Genomic DNA, 19,509 nt, shown 5'->3' with positions numbered 1-19,509 from the left:
GAATGCGGGCAGGGGTTGGACGGTTCGCCGGCCGACCCTGTCCTGTCCAAGACTGCAGGCGCCCGCGGGAAATTTCGATTTCTCAACGGCTTAATCGCATGGCCTGCATAGACGGGTGAAGACCGGATTTCACTTCGCCTTCCACCTTAAGGTGGTTGCGGAATGGGTTTGGTTCGGACCTCGACACGCCGTGGGCCCTGACGGGCTCCCGGAGGGCAGGCTTTGAATTGTCGTCTCGCCCGGCGCGTGTCCTGGGGGTTTTGGCCCTGAGGTTCAGGTTTTGGGTGGGACGATGGGTGCAACCCGGCGGTCCCGCTTCTCGCGATGACCGCCAACCGGAAAGAGCTTGCTGTGGAACGAGCGGCAAAAAAGGACGCGGTCGAACAGCTCAATGGGGTCTTCAAGACCACGAGCGTCGCGATCGTTGCCCAATATTCCGGCCTGACCGTTGCCCAGATGCAGAAGCTGCGGATGCAGATGAAGCAGGCTGGCGCCTCGGTGAAGGTCTCGAAGAACCGTCTCGCCAAAATTGCTCTTGAAGGCACTGACGTCGTTGCCATCGGCCCCATGCTGAAGGGACCGACCGTGATCGCCACTTCGAACGATCCGGTAGCGGCGCCAAAGGTCGCCGTCGAATTCGCCAAGGCGAACGAAAAGTTCGTCATCATTGGCGGCTCGATGGGAAAGACCGTCCTGAATGTCGACAGCGTGAAGGCGCTTGCCTCGCTGCCGTCGCTTGATGAACTGCGCGCCAAGATCGTCGGCCTCATCGTGGCCCCGGCGACCAAGATCGCTCAGCTCGCCAACGCGCCCGCGGGCAAGCTCGCGCGCGTCATCCAGGCTCATGCCTCAAAGGGCGAAGCGGCCTGACGCCCTTCGCAAAACTCAAACCCGAACCAGACTTACACGTAAGGAAACTGAACAATGGCTGACTTGCAGAAGATCGTTGACGACCTCTCGAGCCTCACCGTGCTCGAAGCTGCCGAACTGGCGAAGCTCCTCGAAGAGAAGTGGGGCGTTTCGGCTGCCGCGGCCGTCGCCGTGGCCGGCCCGGCCGGTGGTGGCGCTGCCGCCGCTCCGGCGGAAGAGAAGACCGAATTCACGGTCGTTCTCGCCAGCGCCGGCGATAAGAAGATCGAAGTCATCAAGGAAGTCCGCGCCATCACCGGCCTGGGCCTGAAGGAAGCAAAGGATCTCGTCGAGGGCGCGCCGAAGCCTGTCAAGGAAGGCGTGAACAAGGACGAAGCCGAGAAGATCAAGGCCCAGCTCGAGAAGGCTGGCGCGAAGGTCGAACTCAAGTAAGCAGCGCTTACTGGCGCGAGATCCCGGGCGGGCATCCGCCTCGCCGGGGATCTCGATCCACTCCTCGAAGGGGTGGGTCAGATGCAAAAGGCGTGCGACGGAACGTCCCGACGCAGGCCGAACACGAAAAAGTGTGTGGATTTGAGGGTTTACCCCTCGAATCTCCACTATTGTCGCCCCATATCGGTTCGGCAGCACGAAAGCGCGGTGGGCAGGGATGCCGGATTTCCCTGTAAGCCGTTGGGAGAGCAGGCTATTTCGGGCTTTTGCAGTCCGTGAAGACGATCGTTGTGACGGGCGGGCGTGCCTATGCGCCCCGCGCGTCGTTTTGCGTTTTGAAGGTCTGAAGAACAGATTCAGGACATGACGGCCTGAGACTGAGCTTCCGGCCCCCAAGGCGGGTTCGAAAAAATTCAACCCGGGGAGCGGCGGCAGCCGCGTTCCGGACGGCGCGCCCAGAGCGGGCGACGAAATGAGAGGCCACGATGGCGCAGCAGACATTCACCGGTCGCAAACGCGTTCGCAAGTTCTTCGGACACATCAAGGAAGTTGCCGAGATGCCGAACCTCATCGAGGTTCAGAAGGCGTCCTATGACCAGTTCCTGATGGTCGATGAACCCCAGGGTGGCCGTCTCGACGAAGGTCTGCAGGCGGTGTTCCGCTCGGTGTTTCCGATCTCCGATTTCTCGGGCACCTCGATGCTGGAATTCGTTCGCTACGAGTTCGAGCAGCCGAAATACGATGTCGACGAGTGCCGCCAGCGCGGCATGACCTTCGCGGCTCCCCTCAAGGTGACGCTGCGCCTCATCGTGTTCGATATCGACGAGGAAACCGGCGCGAAGTCGGTGAAGGACATCAAGGAGCAGGACGTCTACATGGGCGATATCCCGCTCATGACGATGAACGGCACCTTCATCGTCAACGGCACCGAGCGCGTCATCGTCTCGCAGATGCACCGCTCGCCCGGCGTGTTCTTCGATCACGACAAGGGCAAGACCCATTCCTCGGGCAAGCTGCTGTTCGCCGCCCGCGTGATCCCTTATCGCGGCTCCTGGCTCGACATCGAGTTCGACGCCAAGGACATCGTCTATGCGCGTATCGACCGTCGCCGCAAGATTCCGGTGACGTCGCTGATGTTCGCCCTCGGCCTCGACGGCGAGGCGATCCTGTCCACCTTCTACAAGAAGATCCTCTACAAGCGGACCAAGGAAGGCTGGCGCGTTCCGTTCGACGCCAACCGTTTCCGCGGCTATTCGACCGTCAACGACCTGATCGACGCCGATACCGGCAAGGTCGTGCTCGAGGCCGGTAAGAAGCTCACCGTTCGTGCTGCCCGTCAGCTTCAGGAGAAGGGGCTGAAGGCTCTGCGCCTGGCCGATGAGGAGCTGGTCGGCAATTACATCGCCGAGGACCTCGTCAACCCGAAGACGGGCGAGATCCACGCCGAAGCCGGCGAGGAAATCACCGACAAGTCGATGAAGGTGCTCAACGAGCACGGCTACAAGGAACTGCCGCTCCTCGACATCGACCACGTCAATATCGGCCCCTACATTCGCAACACGCTCTCGGCCGACAAGAACATGACGCGCGAGGACGCGCTGTTCGACATCTACCGCGTGATGCGTCCGGGCGAGCCGCCGACGCTGGATTCGGCGCAGGCCATGTTCCAGTCGCTGTTCTTCGATGCCGAGCGCTACGACCTCTCCGCGGTCGGCCGCGTCAAGATGAACATGCGCCTCGACCTCGATGCGCCCGACACCCAGCGTACGCTGCGCAAGGAAGACATCCTCTCCGTCATCAAGACGCTGGTGGACCTGCGCGACGGCAAGGGCGAGATCGACGACATCGACCATCTCGGCAACCGCCGTGTGCGCTCGGTCGGCGAGCTCATGGAGAACCAGTACCGCATCGGCCTGCTGCGCATGGAGCGCGCGATCAAGGAGCGCATGTCCTCGGTCGACATCGACACGGTCATGCCGCAGGACCTGATCAACGCCAAGCCGGCGGCTGCCGCCGTGCGCGAGTTCTTCGGTTCCTCGCAGCTCTCGCAGTTCATGGACCAGACCAACCCGCTCAGCGAGATCACCCACAAGCGTCGTCTCTCGGCGCTTGGACCGGGCGGTCTGACCCGCGAGCGCGCCGGCTTCGAAGTCCGCGACGTGCATCCGACCCACTACGGCCGCATCTGCCCGATCGAGACGCCGGAAGGTCCGAACATCGGCCTGATCAACTCGCTCGCGACCTTCGCGCGCGTGAACAAGTACGGCTTCGTCGAGACGCCGTATCGCAAGGTCAAGGACGGCCGCGTCACCGACGAGGTGGTGTACCTCTCGGCGATGGAAGAGGGCCGCTACACGGTCGCGCAGGCCAACGTGCCGCTGGACCCGAAGGGCCGCTTCACCGAAGACCTCGTGGTCTGCCGTCATGCCGGCGAAGTCTTGCCGGTGACGCCCGACAAGGTCGACTACATGGACGTGTCGCCGAAGCAGCTGGTTTCGGTGGCCGCGGCGCTGATCCCGTTCCTCGAGAACGACGACGCCAACCGCGCGCTGATGGGCTCGAACATGCAGCGCCAGGCGGTGCCGCTGGTTCGCGCCGAGGCGCCGTTCGTCGGCACCGGCATGGAAGGCGTGGTTGCGCGTGACTCGGGTGCCGCGATCGCGGCGCGCCGTTCGGGCGTGATCGACCAGATCGACGCCACCCGCGTCGTCATCCGCGCCACGGAAGATCTCGATCCGACCAAGTCGGGCGTCGATATCTACCGTCTGATGAAGTACCAGCGCTCGAACCAGTCGACCTGCATCAACCAGCGTCCGCTGGTGAAGGTCGGCGACATCGTCAAGAAGGGCGACATCATCGCCGACGGTCCGTCGACCGATCTGGGCGAGCTCGCGCTCGGCCGGAACGTGCTCGTCGCGTTCATGCCGTGGAACGGCTACAACTTCGAAGACTCGATCCTGCTCTCCGAGCGGATCGTGAAGGAAGACGTCTTCACCTCGATCCACATCGAGGAGTTCGAGGTGATGGCCCGCGACACCAAGCTCGGGCCTGAGGAAATCACCCGCGACATTCCGAACGTCTCGGAAGAAGCGCTGAAGAACCTCGACGAAGCCGGTATCGTCTACATCGGTGCGGAAGTCCGCGCCGGCGACATCCTGGTCGGCAAGATCACGCCGAAGGGCGAGAGCCCGATGACGCCGGAAGAGAAGCTGCTGCGCGCCATCTTCGGCGAGAAGGCTTCCGACGTTCGCGATACCTCGCTGCGCGTTCCTCCGGGCGTGCAGGGCACGATCGTGGAAGTGCGCGTGTTCAACCGTCACGGCGTCGACAAGGACGAGCGTGCGCTGGCGATCGAGCGGGAAGAGATCGAGCGTCTGGCCAAGGACCGCGACGACGAGCAGGCGATCCTGGACCGCAACGTCTACAACCGTCTTGCCGAGCTGCTCGAAGGGCGGCAGGGCATTGCCGGCCCGAAGGGCTTCAAGAAGGACACCAAGATCACCCGTGCGGTGCTCGAGGAGTACCCGAAGTCGCAGTGGTGGCTGTTCGCCTCGCCGAACGACAAGCTGATGGCCGAGATCGAGGCCATGCGGAAGCAGTACGACGAGTCGAAGAAGGGGCTGGAACAGCGCTTCCTCGACAAGGTCGAGAAGCTTCAGCGCGGTGACGAATTGCCGCCCGGCGTGATGAAGATGGTCAAGGTCTTCGTCGCGGTGAAGCGCAAGATCCAGCCCGGCGACAAGATGGCCGGCCGCCACGGCAACAAGGGCGTGGTGTCGAAGATCGTGCCGATCGAGGACATGCCGTTCCTCGAAGACGGTACGCACGCCGACATCGTGCTCAACCCGCTCGGCGTGCCTTCGCGCATGAACGTCGGACAGATCCTCGAGACCCATCTCGGCTGGGCCTGCGCCGGCCTCGGCAAACGTATCGGCCAGACCGTCGATGCGTACCTGTCGAAGCAGGACATCAAGCCATTGAAGGAGACCTTGAAGAAGGTCTACGGCGAGGACGAGACCATCAAGACGCTCAACGACAACGAGTTGATCGAGCTTGGCCATAATCTCAGCCGCGGCGTGCCGATCGCGACGCCGGTCTTCGACGGCGCCAAGGAAGCCGACATCGAGGAGATGCTGAAGCTTGCCGGTCTGGACGCTTCGGGTCAGTCGACCGTCTATGACGGCCGTACCGGCGATGCCTTCGATCGCAAGGTGACGGTGGGCTACATCTACATGCTCAAGCTGCACCATCTCGTGGACGACAAGATCCACGCGCGTTCGATCGGTCCGTACTCGCTCGTCACCCAGCAGCCGCTGGGCGGCAAGGCGCAGTTCGGCGGCCAGCGCTTCGGCGAAATGGAGGTGTGGGCGCTCGAGGCTTACGGCGCGGCGTACACGCTCCAGGAGATGCTGACGGTGAAGTCGGACGACGTCGCCGGCCGTACCAAGGTGTACGAGGCGATCGTGCGCGGCGACGACACGTTCGAGGCCGGTATTCCGGAATCGTTCAACGTGCTGGTCAAGGAAATGCGCTCGCTCGGCCTCAACGTCGACCTGCACAACTCCAAGGTTGGACCGGCGCCGACGTCGGAAGCGGCCGAGTAACACGACCTGTCATGCCCGGCCTTCGCGGCCGGGCATTGGCGCCCCTCCCGATGCCTTGAGGGCAGGGCGCCCTGCTAAGTGATTTTCGAATTTGCGGCCGGAGGCGACCGGCACGCGAGGAGAAGACGATGAACCAAGAAATTATGAATCTCTTCAACCCGACGACGCCGGCTCAGGTCTTCGACCAGATCCGGATCTCGATCGCGTCTCCAGAGAAGATTCTGTCCTGGTCCTACGGCGAGATCAAGAAGCCGGAGACCATCAACTACCGCACCTTCAAGCCCGAGCGCGACGGCCTGTTCTGCGCCCGCATCTTCGGGCCGATCAAGGATTACGAGTGCTTGTGCGGCAAGTACAAGCGCATGAAGTACAAGGGCATCATCTGCGAGAAGTGCTCGGTCGAGGTCACGCTGTCGCGCGTCCGGCGCGAGCGCATGGGCCATATCGAGCTCGCAGCCCCCGTCGCCCACATCTGGTTCCTGAAGTCGCTGCCCTCGCGCATCGGCCTCCTGCTGGACATGACGCTGAAGGATCTCGAGCGGATCCTCTACTTCGAATATTACGTCGTGCTCGAGCCGGGCCTCACCGCGCTGAAGGACCGCCAGCTGCTGTCGGAAGACGAGTATCTGAAGGCGCAGGACGAGTACGGCCAGGACAGCTTCACCGCCATGATCGGCGCGGAAGCGATCCGCGAACTGCTCAAGGGCATGGACCTCGAGAAGCTCGAAGCCACCTTGCGCCTCGAGATGCAGGAGACCGACTCCGACATCAAGCACAAGAAGCTCGCCAAGCGCCTGAAGATCGTGGAAGCGTTCCGCCACTCCGGCAACAAGCCGGAATGGATGATCATGACCGTGGTCCCGGTGATTCCGCCGGACCTGCGTCCGCTGGTGCCGCTGGACGGCGGCCGCTTCGCGACCTCGGACCTCAACGACCTCTACCGCCGCGTCATCAACCGCAACAACCGCTTGAAGCGGCTGATGGAGCTGCGCGCGCCCGACATCATCATCCGCAACGAGAAGCGCATGCTTCAGGAAGCGGTCGATGCGCTGTTCGACAACGGCCGCCGCGGTCGCGTCATCACGGGCGCCAACAAGCGCCCGCTGAAGTCGCTCGCCGACATGCTCAAGGGCAAGCAGGGCCGCTTCCGTCAGAACCTGCTCGGCAAGCGCGTCGACTATTCGGGCCGTTCGGTGATCGTGGTCGGTCCCGAGCTGCGCCTGCATCAGTGCGGCCTGCCGAAGAAGATGGCGCTTGAGCTGTTCAAGCCGTTCATCTATTCGCGGCTCGACGCCAAGGGCCTGTCCACCACGGTGAAGCAGGCCAAGAAGCTGGTCGAGAAGGAGCGGCCCGAGGTCTGGGACATCCTGGATGAGGTCATCCGCGAGCATCCGGTGCTGCTCAACCGCGCACCGACGCTGCATCGTCTCGGCATCCAGGCGTTCGAGCCCGTGCTGATCGAGGGCAAGGCGATCCAGCTTCACCCGCTGGTCTGCTCCGCGTTCAACGCCGACTTCGACGGCGACCAGATGGCCGTGCACGTCCCGCTGTCGCTCGAGGCGCAGCTGGAAGCGCGCGTCCTCATGATGTCGACCAACAACATCCTGCATCCGGCGAACGGACAGCCGATCATCGTGCCGTCGCAGGACATCGTGCTCGGTCTCTACTACGTCTCGATCATGCGCGAAGGCCTGCCCGGCGAGGGCAAGATCTTCGGCGAGATGGCCGAGCTCGAGCACGCGCTGCATGCGAAGGTCATCCACCTCCACACCAAGATCAAGTACCGGTGGCAGGGCATGGATGAGACCGGCAAGGTTTCGACGCGCTGGATCGAGACCACCGCCGGCCGCGTCATGCTCGGCAATCTGCTGCCGAAGAACCCGCGCATCACCTACGAGATCATCAACAAGCTGATGACCAAGCGCGAGATCTCGGGCGTCATCGACCAGGTCTACCGCCACTGCGGCCAGAAGGAGACGGTGATCTTCTGCGACCGCATCATGGCGCTCGGCTTCTACAATGCGTTCAAGGCCGGCATCTCTTTCGGCAAGGACGACATGGTCGTGCCGCACTCCAAGTGGAAGATCGTCGACACCACCCGTACGCTGGCGAAGGATTTCGAGCAGCAGTACAATGACGGTCTGATCACCCACGGCGAGAAGTACAACAAGGTCGTCGACGCCTGGTCGAAGGCCACGGAAGAAATCGCCAAGGCGATGATGAAGGAGATCTCCTCGACCAAGAAGACGGCGAGCGGGGCGGATGCCGACATCAACTCGATCTACATGATGGCTCACTCCGGTGCCCGCGGTTCGCCGGCCCAGATGCGCCAGCTCGCCGGCATGCGCGGCCTGATGGCCAAGCCGTCGGGTGAGATCATCGAGACGCCGATCATCTCGAACTTCAAGGAAGGCCTCTCGGTTCTCGAGTACTTCAACTCGACCCACGGCGCCCGCAAGGGTCTCGCGGACACCGCGTTGAAGACCGCGAACTCGGGCTACCTGACCCGTCGTCTCGTCGACGTCGCGCAGGACTGCATCATCACGCAGTCCGACTGCGGCACCAAGCTCGGCATCAAGATGCGCGCCATCGTCGATGCCGGCACCGTGGTTGCTTCGCTCGGTTCGCGCATCCTCGGACGCACGGCCTGCGAAGACATCCGTGACAGCTCGGGCAAGGTGATCATCAAGCGCGATACGCTGATGGAAGAAAGCCATCTGGACGCCATCCAGCAGGGTGGTGTGCAGGAGGTGAAGATCCGCTCGGCGCTGACCTGCGAACTCGTCAACGGCATCTGCGGCAAGTGCTACGGCCGCGACCTCGCCCGCGGCACGCCGGTCAACCACGGCGAAGCGGTCGGCGTCATCGCGGCGCAGTCGATCGGCGAGCCGGGCACCCAGCTCACGATGCGCACCTTCCACATCGGTGGTGCGGCGCAGCTCAACGAGCAGTCGTTCGTCGAAGCCAATTTCGACGGCAAGATCGTGATCAGGAACAAGGCCATCGCCCGCAACAGCGAAGGTCACCTGGTCGCGATGGTGCGCAACATGGTGGTGGCGATCGTCGATGCCGACGGCACCGAGCGTGCGACGCACCGCGTTCAGTACGGCTCGCGCCTGCATGTCGACGAAGGTGACATGGTCAAGCGCGGCCAGCGCATCGTCGAGTGGGATCCCTACACCCGTCCGCTCCTCACCGAGGTCGAAGGCACCATCGGCTTCGAGGATCTGGTCGAGGGGCAGTCGATCTCGGAAACGCTCGACGAAGCCACCGGCATCGCCAAGCGCGTGGTCATCGACTGGCGCTCGACCCGCGGCGGCGCGGACCTGCGTCCGGCCATCGTGGTCAAGGGCAAGGACGGCAAGGTGCTCAAGCTCGCCCGTGGCGGCGATGCCCGCTACATGCTGTCGGTCGACGCCATTCTCTCGGTCGACGTCGGCGCCAAGGTCAATCCGGGTGACATCCTCGCCCGTGTCTCGACCGAAAGCGCCAAGACGCGTGACATCACCGGCGGTCTGCCGCGGGTGGCGGAACTGTTCGAGGCCCGGCGTCCGAAGGATGCGGCGATCATCGCCGAAATCGCGGGCACCATCCGGTTCGGGCGCGACTACAAGAACAAGCGTCGCATCTCGATCGAGCCGATGGACAAGACCGACGAGGCGCGCGAGTACCTGATCCCGAAGGGCAAGCACATCCACCTTCAGGACGGCGACGTCGTCGAAAAGGGCGACTTCATCGTGGAAGGCAACCCGGCGCCGCACGACATCCTGGCGGTCAAGGGCATCGAGGAACTCGCGGCCTATCTGGTCAACGAGATCCAGGAGGTCTACCGGCTCCAGGGCGTGCTTATCAACGACAAGCACATCGAGGTGATTGTCCGTCAGATGCTCCAGAAGGTGGAAGTCACCGACCAGGGCGACACGGACATGATCTCGGGCGAGCAGGTCGACAAGATCGAGTTCGACGCGCTGAACGAGAAGGCCAAGGAAGAGGGCAAGAAGGTCGCCACGGGGACGCCGGTACTGCTCGGCATCACCAAGGCGAGCCTCCAGACCCGCTCCTTCTTCTCGGCGGCCTCGTTCCAGGAGACCACCCGCGTCCTCACGGAAGCGGCGGTCAACGGCAAGGTCGATCCGCTCGAAGGCCTCAAGGAGAACGTCATCGTCGGCCGGCTGATTCCGGCAGGCACCGGCGCCTCCATGGCCAAGATTCGCGAAGTCGCCATGAAGCGCGACAAGCTGATCCTGGACGAGCGCGAGAAGCAGGCGGCGGTCGTGTCGCCCGCGCCGGAAGCGGAGCTTCCTGCGCTGCCGCCCGCGGAATGATCGTTCATCCGTAGGACTACCGAGGACAATGAAAAGGCCGGCGAAAGCCGGCCTTTTTGTTGCTTTGCTTGTCTGTTGCGATGCGGGATCAACCTTTGTTCATCTTTCCTTCAGGCGCAAAAGCGCTTCTGCTAGGAGAGTTTAGACCGGTGGTCCCGTGAAGGGGGCGGGCCGGAGACCACGGAACTCACATGCTTGATCTCGCAATTGTAGGTGGCGGCCCCGGCGGGCTGATGAGCGCTTGGTATCTGAAGCGCAAGCTCGGCGATCTCTGTCGCGTCACCATCTACGAGGCCTCCGATCGGCTCGGCGGCAAGATCGTCACGCGCAAGTTCGATTCCGCGCCCGCGATGTACGAGGCCGGCGTTGCCGAGATCTACGACTACTCGATGACCGGGCCGGATCCGCTGCGCGAGCTGATCCAGCATTTCGGGCTGCAGACGATTCCGATGGATGCCGAGCAGGTGCAGTTCGGCGGCGAGCTCCTCAACGACGTGCCGGGCATGCGCCGCAAATACGGCGCCAAGACCGCCGCGGCGATCGAGGCGTTCCGCAAGCGCTGCACTGAAGCGATGTCGCCGATCGAATATTACGAGGGCGTCGGCGCGCACGACAACGAGAACCCCTGGGCCTACAAGACCGCCGAGCAGGTGCTCGACGAGGAGGTCGAGGACGAAACCGCAAAGCGCTTCTTCAAGGTGATGGCGCGCTCCGACATCGCGACCGAGAGCCACAACACCAACGGCCTCAACGCGCTCAAGAACTATCTGATGGATGTCGACGGCTATATCGGCCTTTATTCCATCCAGAACGGCAACGAGCAGCTGATCGAGTGCCTGCAGTCGGAGGTCAACGCCGACATCCAGCTCAATCACCGCGTGCTCGCCGTCGGCAAGGCACCGACCGGCCGCTACCAGCTCAAGATGATGAACGGCAAGGGACCGGAGACGCGCGACTTCGATCTCGTGCTGGTCTGCCTGCCGCATTCCTGGCTCGCCACCGTCGGCTGGGAAGGCGAGCAGCTCCGCAAGTCGATGGTCAAGCACGTCTCCTATTTCGACCGTCCCGCGCACTATTTGCGCGTCTCGATCCTTTTCGACACGCCGTTCTGGGGCGAGAAGATTCCCGGCGCCTGGTTCATGTCGGAGGCCTTCGGCGGTTGCTGCGTCTACAACGAGGGCGCGCGCCACGACGTCGGCAAGCACGGCGTGCTGAACTGGCTGATTCCCGGCTCCGACGCGCTGGCCTTCGCCAATCTGTCGGACCAGGAGCTGATCGATGCCGCGCTGAAATCGCTGCCGGCCTCGCTCGGCGATGCGCGCTTGCATTTCATGGAAGGCAAGATCCATCGCTGGCTGTCGTCGGTGAACGCGATACCGGGCGGCCTGCCGGTGCGCGACGTCATGACCAATCACCGGCCCGAGCCGAAGGAGCATCCCGGCATCGTGGTGGTCGGCGACTATCTGTTCGACTCGACGCTGAACGGCCTGCTCGACTCCTCGGATGCGGCGACCGACATCATCCTGACCGAGATGATGCGCCTGCGCCGCGAGCGCGCGCAGGACGACAAGCCGCTCTCCGACAAGATCGACCGCGACTATTTCGAGAATTATCGCGGCCTCGGCCCGTATCAAGAAGCATGGCGCCAGTTCACCGATCCCGATTACCTCACCCGGCTGCTCGGCATCGTCTGGGGCAAGGCGAAGGGCGCCAGGCTGCTCGTCGCGGGTTCGGCCAGCGGCGAACTGGTCGGCGCGCTGCGCGAGCGCGGCATCGATGCCTTCGGCATCGAGAACAACCGCACCATCCACGCCAGGACGCCGAAGGCGCTGAAGAAGTACAACAAGCTCGGCTCGATCACCGACATGCCGTTCAAGGACGGCGCGTTCGACTTCGTGTTCGAGACCAGCCTTTGCCACGTTTCCCCGAAGCAGGTGGTCCGCGCCATCAAGGAGCTGAACCGCGTGGTCAAGACCGGCCTCGTGTTCGGCTCGATCACCTCGGACATGGCTCCGGCGCTGATCGACCGCTACGACCTCCTGCGTGGAGTCAAGAAACTCGGCACCTGGTGGGAATGGTCCGAACTGTTCTTCGGCAATGGTTTCGACCTCTCGATGCACCGCAAGGATTGCACCGACGCGCTGTGGGAGGCGACGCTCGCCGCCAACAAGGGGCCGGGGCAGTGGTACGCCGACGCCGACAGCTTGCGCTATTCCTTCTTCGACAAGGTCGAGGAGGAGGACGAGGACTAGCCGCGGTCGCATTGAATTCGCCAATTGTTTTTGCCGAATTCATCCTGATCGCATAGAATCGGTGCGATAGCGGCTTTCCGCTATGTCCTGCTTTCTCTGCGGTCATGCCGGCCGTCAGCATCGGTTGGTTTCATGGCATCCAAGCCTTTCTCGCCCGACGACAAGCCTCTTTCGCCCGACAAACAGAAGCTCGCCGCCGAACAGGCGGCCGAGCTTGACGACAAGCTCGCCTCGGCTGCCAAGCCGGACCTCGAAGACGACGAGGATGCCGAAGACGAGGCGGACGACGAGCTGGAGCTCGACGACGACGACGATGAGGACGAGGACCTCGTCGTCTTTACCGCGCGCGAAGCCGCCGGCGCGCTCGCGACCATCGTCGGGTTCGTCAAGCCATTCCTGGCCAATTACAAACGGATGCTGTCATTCGTGGCGTTCGGCGTCTTCGTAGAGACGCTGTTCAACGTCATCATGCCGCTCAGCCTCAAGTTCCTGATCGACGACGCGCTCGGGGAGGAGGACTTCCAGGCGCTGTACAAGATCCTCGGCGTGCTTGCCGTCGCCGGCATCTTCACCTCGATCGTCGCGGTCTGGTACGAGCGCTGGGACGCGCGATTGGCGGCCTGCATCATCTCCGACGTCCGCAAGCGCCTGTTCGAGCACGTCCAGGACCTGCCGGCGGCCTATTTCGGCCGCACCAAGCGCGGCGAGATCCTGTCGCGCTTCTCCGTCGACCTCTCGGCCTTCGAAGGCTCGGTCAAGACGTTTGCCAACAGCGCCGCGCTGCCGTTTCTGGAATTGATCGCCGGCATCATCCTGATGGTGTTCCTGAACTGGCAGCTCGCGGCGGTCGCGCTGCTCGTGTTCCCGATCACGCTGATCGGCCCCCGGATCCTGACGCCCAAGGCGGTGCAGGCCAATTACGAGCAGAAGCTCAACGAGAGCGCGCTGCTCGGCATGGTGCAGGAGAACGTGGCGGCGCAGGCCGTGATCAAGGCGTTCAGCCTGCAACGCAAGATGTTCGGCTTCTTCACCTTCCGCAACCACGAGGCGCGCGACAAGATCGCCTCAGCCGCGTTCCTGTCGACCATGGTGGAGCGGACGGTCACCATCTCGGTGCTGATGCTGCACCTCGTGGTGCTCGCGATCGGCGCTTATCTTGCCACCAAGGGCCAGATCACCATCGGCACCTTTGTCACCTTCGAGAGCGCGTTCTGGGAGGTCTCCTACAACATCGCCCATGTGATGCATTTCATCCCGGTGTCGATCTCCTCGGCCGCGGCGATCCGGCACATGCAGGAGCTGCTGGACGAGCCGACCCGCGCTGCCGACCGCCCCGGCGCGCCCGATTTGCCGCGCATCACCAACGACATCACGTTCGATCACGTCACCTTCCAGTATGAGGGCAGTCAGACCCCGGTGCTGGACAATCTCAGCCTCAAGCTCAATGCGGGCAAGCGCATCGCGATCGTGGGCCCGAGCGGCTCCGGCAAGAGCACGTTGCTCAACCTGATCCTGCGGCTCTATGTGCCCGACGAAGGCCGCGTCACCATCGACGGCGTCGACGTCCGCAAGGTGACGCTGGATTCGCTGCGCCGGAGCATGGCGGTGGTGTTCCAGGAGAACATGCTGTTCAACATGTCGATCCGCGAGAACATCCGGCTCGGCAAGGAGGGCGCGACCGACGAGGAGGTGGAGGAGGCCGCCAAGAAGGCCGAGATCCACCGCTATATCATGAGCCTGCCGCAGCGATATGACACGCCGGTCGGCGAGCGCGGCGACACCCTGTCGGGCGGTCAGCGCCAGCGCATCGCGATCGCGCGCGCGGTCATCCGCAACCCTTCCGTGCTGCTGCTGGACGAAGCCACCTCGGCGCTGGACCAGACCACGGAAGCCGCGATCAACCGCACGCTGCTCAAGGTCGCCAAGGGCCGCACCATGATCTGGTCGACCCACCGCCTGACCTCGGTGGTGGAGATGGACGAGATCATCGTGATCTCAGGGGGCCGGGCGATCGAGCGAGGCTCGCATGCCCAGCTGCTCGCCAAGAACGGTACCTATCGCAAGCTGTGGAACGACCAGATCCACCAGCCGCACGGCGCGGCTGCTCACGCCGACGACGGCAGGGACGATGAGGACGAAGACGACCTCGAGGATGATGAGGATGAGGACGACGAGGAGGAATGACCGAGCAAGTTCGGCTCCAGCTCGAAGGCGCCTCCAAGCGGCCGCAGCAGGCCCTGAACCGACCAGGCGATGAAGCGGGCCCAGCGCTGCGCCGTCCAGTAGGAGCTCGTGCCGATCGAGACTGAGCGGAAGTCGAACGCCTTCGCCGCCGACCATTCGTCGCAGGCCCGCTTGACCGGATCTGCGTAGAAGGCAGCGATCTTGGCCGCACCCATCCCGTCGCAAGCGAGCCACTCCGGGATGTGGAGGCTGCAGAGCCGCTCGACGTCGGTGAAGACCTTGTCGCAGCCGGTGCCGGCGACAGGGCAGGAGGTCGCGAAGGCATCGCCCATCAGCACGAGGCCGGGCTGGCCGCGGCAATCATTCACATAGAGATCGACCGGGCGGATCTTGATCTCGCCTGGGATCTCGAACGGGCCGGTGATGGCCTTGAGCCGGGGCAGGGCCGCATCCAGCGTCTCGGTCGGGGCGCGGCGCAGCTCGCGCAGCCAGGGATCGTCGAAGGCGCGATAGACGAACAGATTGGCACGCATTCGCGTGCCGACCGGAAACAGCGTGATGTACGGGATGCGGTCGCTCGGACGTTCGGAGAAGTAGGTCAGAGCCGGGAAGGCGAATGCTGGGCACCCGACCGGAACGATGTCGAACCCGATCGAGATCGAATGGCAGGCGCTGATGACTTTTCGGGTGATACCGAGCTGGTGGCGCAGGCCGACATTCAAGCCATTGGCGAGCACCACCAGGCGGGCAGAGATCGTCTCGTCATTGGAGAGCGCAACCCTCTGCCGCTCCTCGCTCGTCTCGACGGCGATGGCCTTGGCGCAGATGCGCTCGACGGAAGCGGGGATTTCGTCGCGGACGGCGTTGACCAGGGAATCGTAGCGGATGTTGAACTGCCGGCTCGGCGCCTTGTCGAGCAGGCGGCCGAAGCGGGCGATCCAGTTCTCGCCGGTAAAGGTCGCGCGGCGCAGCACTGATTCTGCGATTCCGGTCTTCAGGAATCGCCCAACCTGCTCCCGGCCACTGAGTTTCTCGACGCGAAAGTCCGCCGGATAGCTCTCATGCGGATCGATCAGGACGGTCGAAATGTCGGCCCGGCCGAGCATGGCGGCGGCCGTCGAGCCTGCCAATCCCCCGCCGATGATGGCAATGTCGGTGTACCGCATGGCGCCCATTTCCTGCCGAAGGGCCCAGATTGGCGCATCAACAGGAAAAAAAGCCTTAGCCCTGGTCATAAAAGTACTTTTCGCCCGGGTATAATAATTCTCAGGCTGGCGGAACCGAGAGTCCGTTCCCATATCGGAGTGGTGCGGCGAGCGCGGCAAACAGCGATTTTGACAGGCTCCTGAAGCGCTTCGTGACTGTCGTTTCGCCTTGACTTGATCGATTCTCACGCATAGAAAGCGCCTCACTTAACGACAGGCGGTGAGCATCGCCAGCGTCGGAACGGGCCACCCGCTAGATCCCCTAGGACTAAAACCACAAGGGATCGCTCAAGGCGGGCACCAACCTCGACGAATGCCGCTCAGACGCTGTCGATCATAGCTAGGCAATGCCAGTGCGATTCTAGTTCTCTTGAGCTTGTTCTCTTGAGATCGAATTCGGATGCATGACCTCAGTGCGCGGGCCGCGGCTTTATGCTGCCGGCCTCAATACTGCGGTCCTCTGTGGCGTCGAAGCGCTTTCCGCCCGTTGATGGGGCGGTTGGCGCGATTTCGCTTTGTGCGGATTGTTCCGCGGAAGGCGGCCTCGTCGGGCGGGTAGCTCGAAAGAATTTGCAGTCCCGGCAGCGGGCTGCGGCAAGACAGCGGATCCGGAAGGGTCTGCGACAGAACAAAGGGTAAGGCCAGGATGCCGACGATCAACCAGCTGATCGCTCAACCGCGTGAAGTGCAGAAGTCGCGCAAGAAGGTGCCGGCGCTGCAGCAGTCGCCGCAGAAGCGTGGTGTTTGCACCCGCGTCTACACCACGACCCCGAAGAAGCCGAACTCGGCGCTTCGTAAGGTCGCCAAGGTGCGCCTGACCAACGGCTTCGAGGTGATCGGCTACATCCCCGGTGAGGGCCATAACCTCCAGGAGCACTCGGTGGTCATGATCCGCGGCGGTCGCGTCAAGGATTTGCCCGGCGTGCGCTACCACATCCTCCGCGGCGTTCTGGATACCCAGGGCGTCAAGAACCGTAAGCAGCGTCGTTCGAAGTACGGCGCGAAGCGTCCGAAGTAAGCGGGAACCAGGTCCATGTCTCGTCGCCACTCAGCGGAAAAGCGCGAAGTCCTTCCCGATCCGAAGTTCGGGAACATCATCGTCACGAAGTTCATGAACTCGGTGATGTACGCCGGCAAGAAGTCGGTCGCCGAAGGCATCGTCTACGGTGCGTTCGGTATCATCGAAGCCAAGACCAAGCAGAGCCCGCTCGGCGTGTTCGAGCAGGCACTCGAGAACGTCATGCCGACGATCGAAGTGCGCTCCCGCCGCGTCGGCGGCGCGACCTACCAGGTTCCGGTCGAAGTTCGTTCGACCCGCCGTCAGGCGCTGGGCATCCGCTGGCTGATCTCGGCTGCGCGCGACCGCAACGAGAAGACCATGACCGAGCGGCTCTCGGCTGAGCTCCTGGACGCGTCGAACAACCGTGGCAACGCCGTCAAGAAGCGTGAAGACGTGCACCGGATGGCGGAAGCCAACCGCGCCTTCTCGCACTATCGCTGGTAACGGCGACACACGGAATCTAAGGAACACCTCATGCCCCGCGTTCATGCCATAGAGAATTACCGCAACTTCGGTATCATGGCGCATATCGATGCCGGCAAGACCACGACCACCGAGCGCATCCTCTATTACACCGGCAAGAGCCACAAGATCGGCGAAGTGCACGAAGGTGCTGCGACGATGGACTGGATGGAGCAGGAGCAGGAGCGTGGCATCACGATCACCTCGGCTGCGACCACCGCGTTCTGGGCCGGCAAGCGCCTGAACATCATCGACACCCCCGGCCACGTCGACTTCACCATCGAAGTCGAGCGTTCGCTGCGCGTGCTCGACGGCGCCGTCTGCGTGCTCGACTCGAACCAGGGCGTCGAGCCCCAGACCGAGACCGTCTGGCGCCAGGGCGACAAGTACAAGGTTCCGCGCATCGTCTTCGCCAACAAGATGGACAAGACCGGCGCCGATTTCTTCAAGTGTTTGGCCGACATCGTCGACCGCCTCGGCGCCAAGCCGATCGCGATCCAGCTTCCGATCGGTGCCGAGAACAACTTCAAGGGTCTCGTCGACCTCGTGAAGATGCAGGGCATCATCTGGAACGATGAATCGCTCGGCGCGAAGTTCGACTATGTCGACATCCCGGAAGATCTGGTCGAGCAGGCCAAGGAATACCGCGAGAAGATGGTGGAAGCCGCCGTCGAGCTCGACGACGACGCCATGGCAGCCTATCTCGACGGCAAGGAGCCGGACGAAGAGACGCTGAAGCGGCTGATCCGCAAAGCGGTCCTGACCGGCGCGTTCTATCCCGTGCTGTGCGGCTCGGCCTTCAAGAACAAGGGCGTTCAGCCGCTGCTCGACGCCGTCGTCGACTATCTGCCGTCGCCGATCGACGTGCCCGCGATCAAGGGTACCGACGATCGCGGCAACGAAGTCGTGCGCAAGGCGGACGACAAGGAGCCGCTCGCGCTGCTCGCGTTCAAGATCATGGACGACCCGTTCGTCGGCACCATCACCTTCTGCCGCATCTACTCCGGCGTTCTGCAGAGCGGCACCGGCGTCGTGAACTCGACCCGCGAGAAGAAGGAGCGCATCGGGCGCATGCTCTTGATGCATGCGAACAACCGCGAAGACATCAAGGAAGCCTATGCCGGCGACATCGTCGCGCTGGCCGGCCTGAAGGAAGCGCGCACCGGTGACACGCTGTGCGATCCCGACAAGCAGGTGATCCTCGAGAAGATGGAATTCCCCGAGCCGGTCATCGAGATCGCGATCGAGCCGAAGTCCAAGGCCGACCAGGAAAAGCTGGGCGTGGCGCTGGCCAAGCTCGCTGCGGAGGATCCGTCCTTCCGCGTGTCGACCGACCAGGAGTCCGGCCAGACCATCCTCAAGGGCATGGGCGAACTCCATCTCGACATCAAGGTCGACATCCTCAGGCGTACCTACAAGGTCGACGCCAACATCGGCGCGCCCCAGGTTGCGTTCCGTGAGCGCGTCACCAAGAAGGCCGAGGTCAAGTACACCCACAAGAAGCAGACCGGCGGTACCGGTCAGTTCGCGGAAGTGTCGATCGTGGTCGAGCCGAACGAGCCCGGCAAGGGCTATGAGTTCGAGTCCAAGATCGTCGGTGGTGCGGTTCCGAAGGAATACATCCCCGGCGTGGAAAAGGGCCTCAACAGCGTGATGAGCTCTGGTGTCGTCGCGGGCTTCCCCGTGGTCGACGTCAAGGTTCAGCTCGTCGACGGCAAGTATCACGACGTCGACTCGTCGGCGCTGGCCTTCGAAATCGCATCGCGCGCGGCATTCCGCGAAGCCTTGCAGAAGGGCAAGTCCGTCCTGCTCGAGCCGATCATGAAGGTCGAAGTGGTGACCCCGGAAGACTACACCGGCTCGGTCATTGGCGACCTGAATTCGCGGCGCGGTCAGATCCAGGGTCAGGACATGCGCGGCAACGCCAACGTCATCAATGCGATGGTGCCGCTCATGAACATGTTCGGTTACGTGAATAACCTGCGCTCGATGAGCCAGGGTCGCGCAACCTTCACCATGCAGTTCGACCACTACGCAGAAGCGCCGGCCAACGTGTCGGCAGAAGTCCAGAAGAAGTTTGCCTGATTGTCGTCGGTCACGAACTGACGATTGAAC

At 63.1% G+C, this 19,509-nt stretch carries 10 protein-coding genes; 9 read left to right on the top strand and 1 reads right to left on the bottom strand.

Annotated features, from left to right (window positions below; genetic code table 11):
• The first annotated feature begins 351 nt into the window (after positions 1-351).
• The 6 genes from rplJ (at position 352) to AABA84_RS04890 (ending at position 14,667) form a co-directional block, all read left to right on the top strand.
• Entirely contained in the window at positions 352-870 is a 519-nt protein-coding gene (gene rplJ / locus AABA84_RS04915) for a 50S ribosomal protein L10 (protein ID WP_212249007.1), read from the top strand.
• A 54-nt stretch (positions 871-924) separates the two neighbouring features.
• A complete protein-coding gene (rplL, locus tag AABA84_RS04910; protein WP_091957455.1) occupies positions 925-1,302 on the top strand; it encodes a 50S ribosomal protein L7/L12 in 378 nt (125 codons plus the stop codon).
• Positions 1,303-1,787: 485 nt separating this feature from the next.
• Positions 1,788-5,906 (top strand): DNA-directed RNA polymerase subunit beta, encoded by a 4,119-nt coding sequence (gene rpoB / locus AABA84_RS04905; RefSeq protein WP_212249006.1) that lies wholly within the window; start codon positions 1,788-1,790, stop codon positions 5,904-5,906.
• 128 nt (positions 5,907-6,034) lie between these two features.
• Positions 6,035-10,231 (top strand): DNA-directed RNA polymerase subunit beta', encoded by a 4,197-nt coding sequence (gene rpoC / locus AABA84_RS04900; RefSeq protein ID WP_212249005.1) that lies wholly within the window; start codon positions 6,035-6,037, stop codon positions 10,229-10,231.
• Positions 10,232-10,422: 191 nt separating this feature from the next.
• A complete protein-coding gene (locus AABA84_RS04895) occupies positions 10,423-12,483 on the top strand; it encodes an FAD-dependent oxidoreductase (protein ID WP_338311526.1) in 2,061 nt (686 codons plus the stop codon).
• A gap of 132 nt (positions 12,484-12,615) precedes the next feature.
• Positions 12,616-14,667 carry an ABC transporter ATP-binding protein gene (locus AABA84_RS04890; RefSeq protein WP_338311525.1) on the top strand — a complete coding sequence of 684 codons (2,052 nt, stop codon included), beginning with the start codon at positions 12,616-12,618 and terminating at the stop codon, positions 14,665-14,667.
• On the opposite strand, the gene AABA84_RS04885 is transcribed toward AABA84_RS04890, so the two are convergent.
• Entirely contained in the window at positions 14,589-15,833 is a 1,245-nt protein-coding gene (locus AABA84_RS04885) for an FAD-dependent oxidoreductase (protein WP_338311524.1), read from the bottom strand. The genes AABA84_RS04890 and AABA84_RS04885 overlap by 79 nt on opposite strands.
• 685 nt (positions 15,834-16,518) lie before the next feature.
• On the opposite strand from AABA84_RS04885, the gene rpsL reads away from it, so the two are divergent.
• Genes rpsL through fusA form a run of 3 tightly spaced genes read left to right on the top strand, consistent with a single transcriptional unit; the run spans position 16,519 to position 19,479 of the window.
• Complete coding sequence (rpsL, locus tag AABA84_RS04880) at positions 16,519-16,890, top strand: 30S ribosomal protein S12 (protein WP_007603006.1); 372 nt, start codon at positions 16,519-16,521, stop codon at positions 16,888-16,890.
• Positions 16,891-16,905: 15 nt separating this feature from the next.
• Positions 16,906-17,376, top strand: a complete 471-nt coding sequence (rpsG, locus tag AABA84_RS04875; protein ID WP_166342284.1) for a 30S ribosomal protein S7 — start codon at positions 16,906-16,908, stop codon at positions 17,374-17,376.
• Between the two features lie 30 nt (positions 17,377-17,406).
• On the top strand, positions 17,407-19,479 hold the full coding sequence (gene fusA / locus AABA84_RS04870; protein ID WP_038950207.1) for an elongation factor G: 2,073 nt from the start codon (positions 17,407-17,409) through the stop codon (positions 19,477-19,479).
• The last annotated feature ends 30 nt before the right edge of the window (positions 19,480-19,509 follow it).

The sequence above is a fragment of the Bradyrhizobium sp. TM239 genome, from assembly GCF_036247985.1.
Lineage (GTDB): Bacteria > Pseudomonadota > Alphaproteobacteria > Rhizobiales > Xanthobacteraceae > Bradyrhizobium > Bradyrhizobium ottawaense.
Note: the sequence above shows the minus strand (reverse complement) of the source record. Positions and strands in the feature narration are given on the sequence as shown.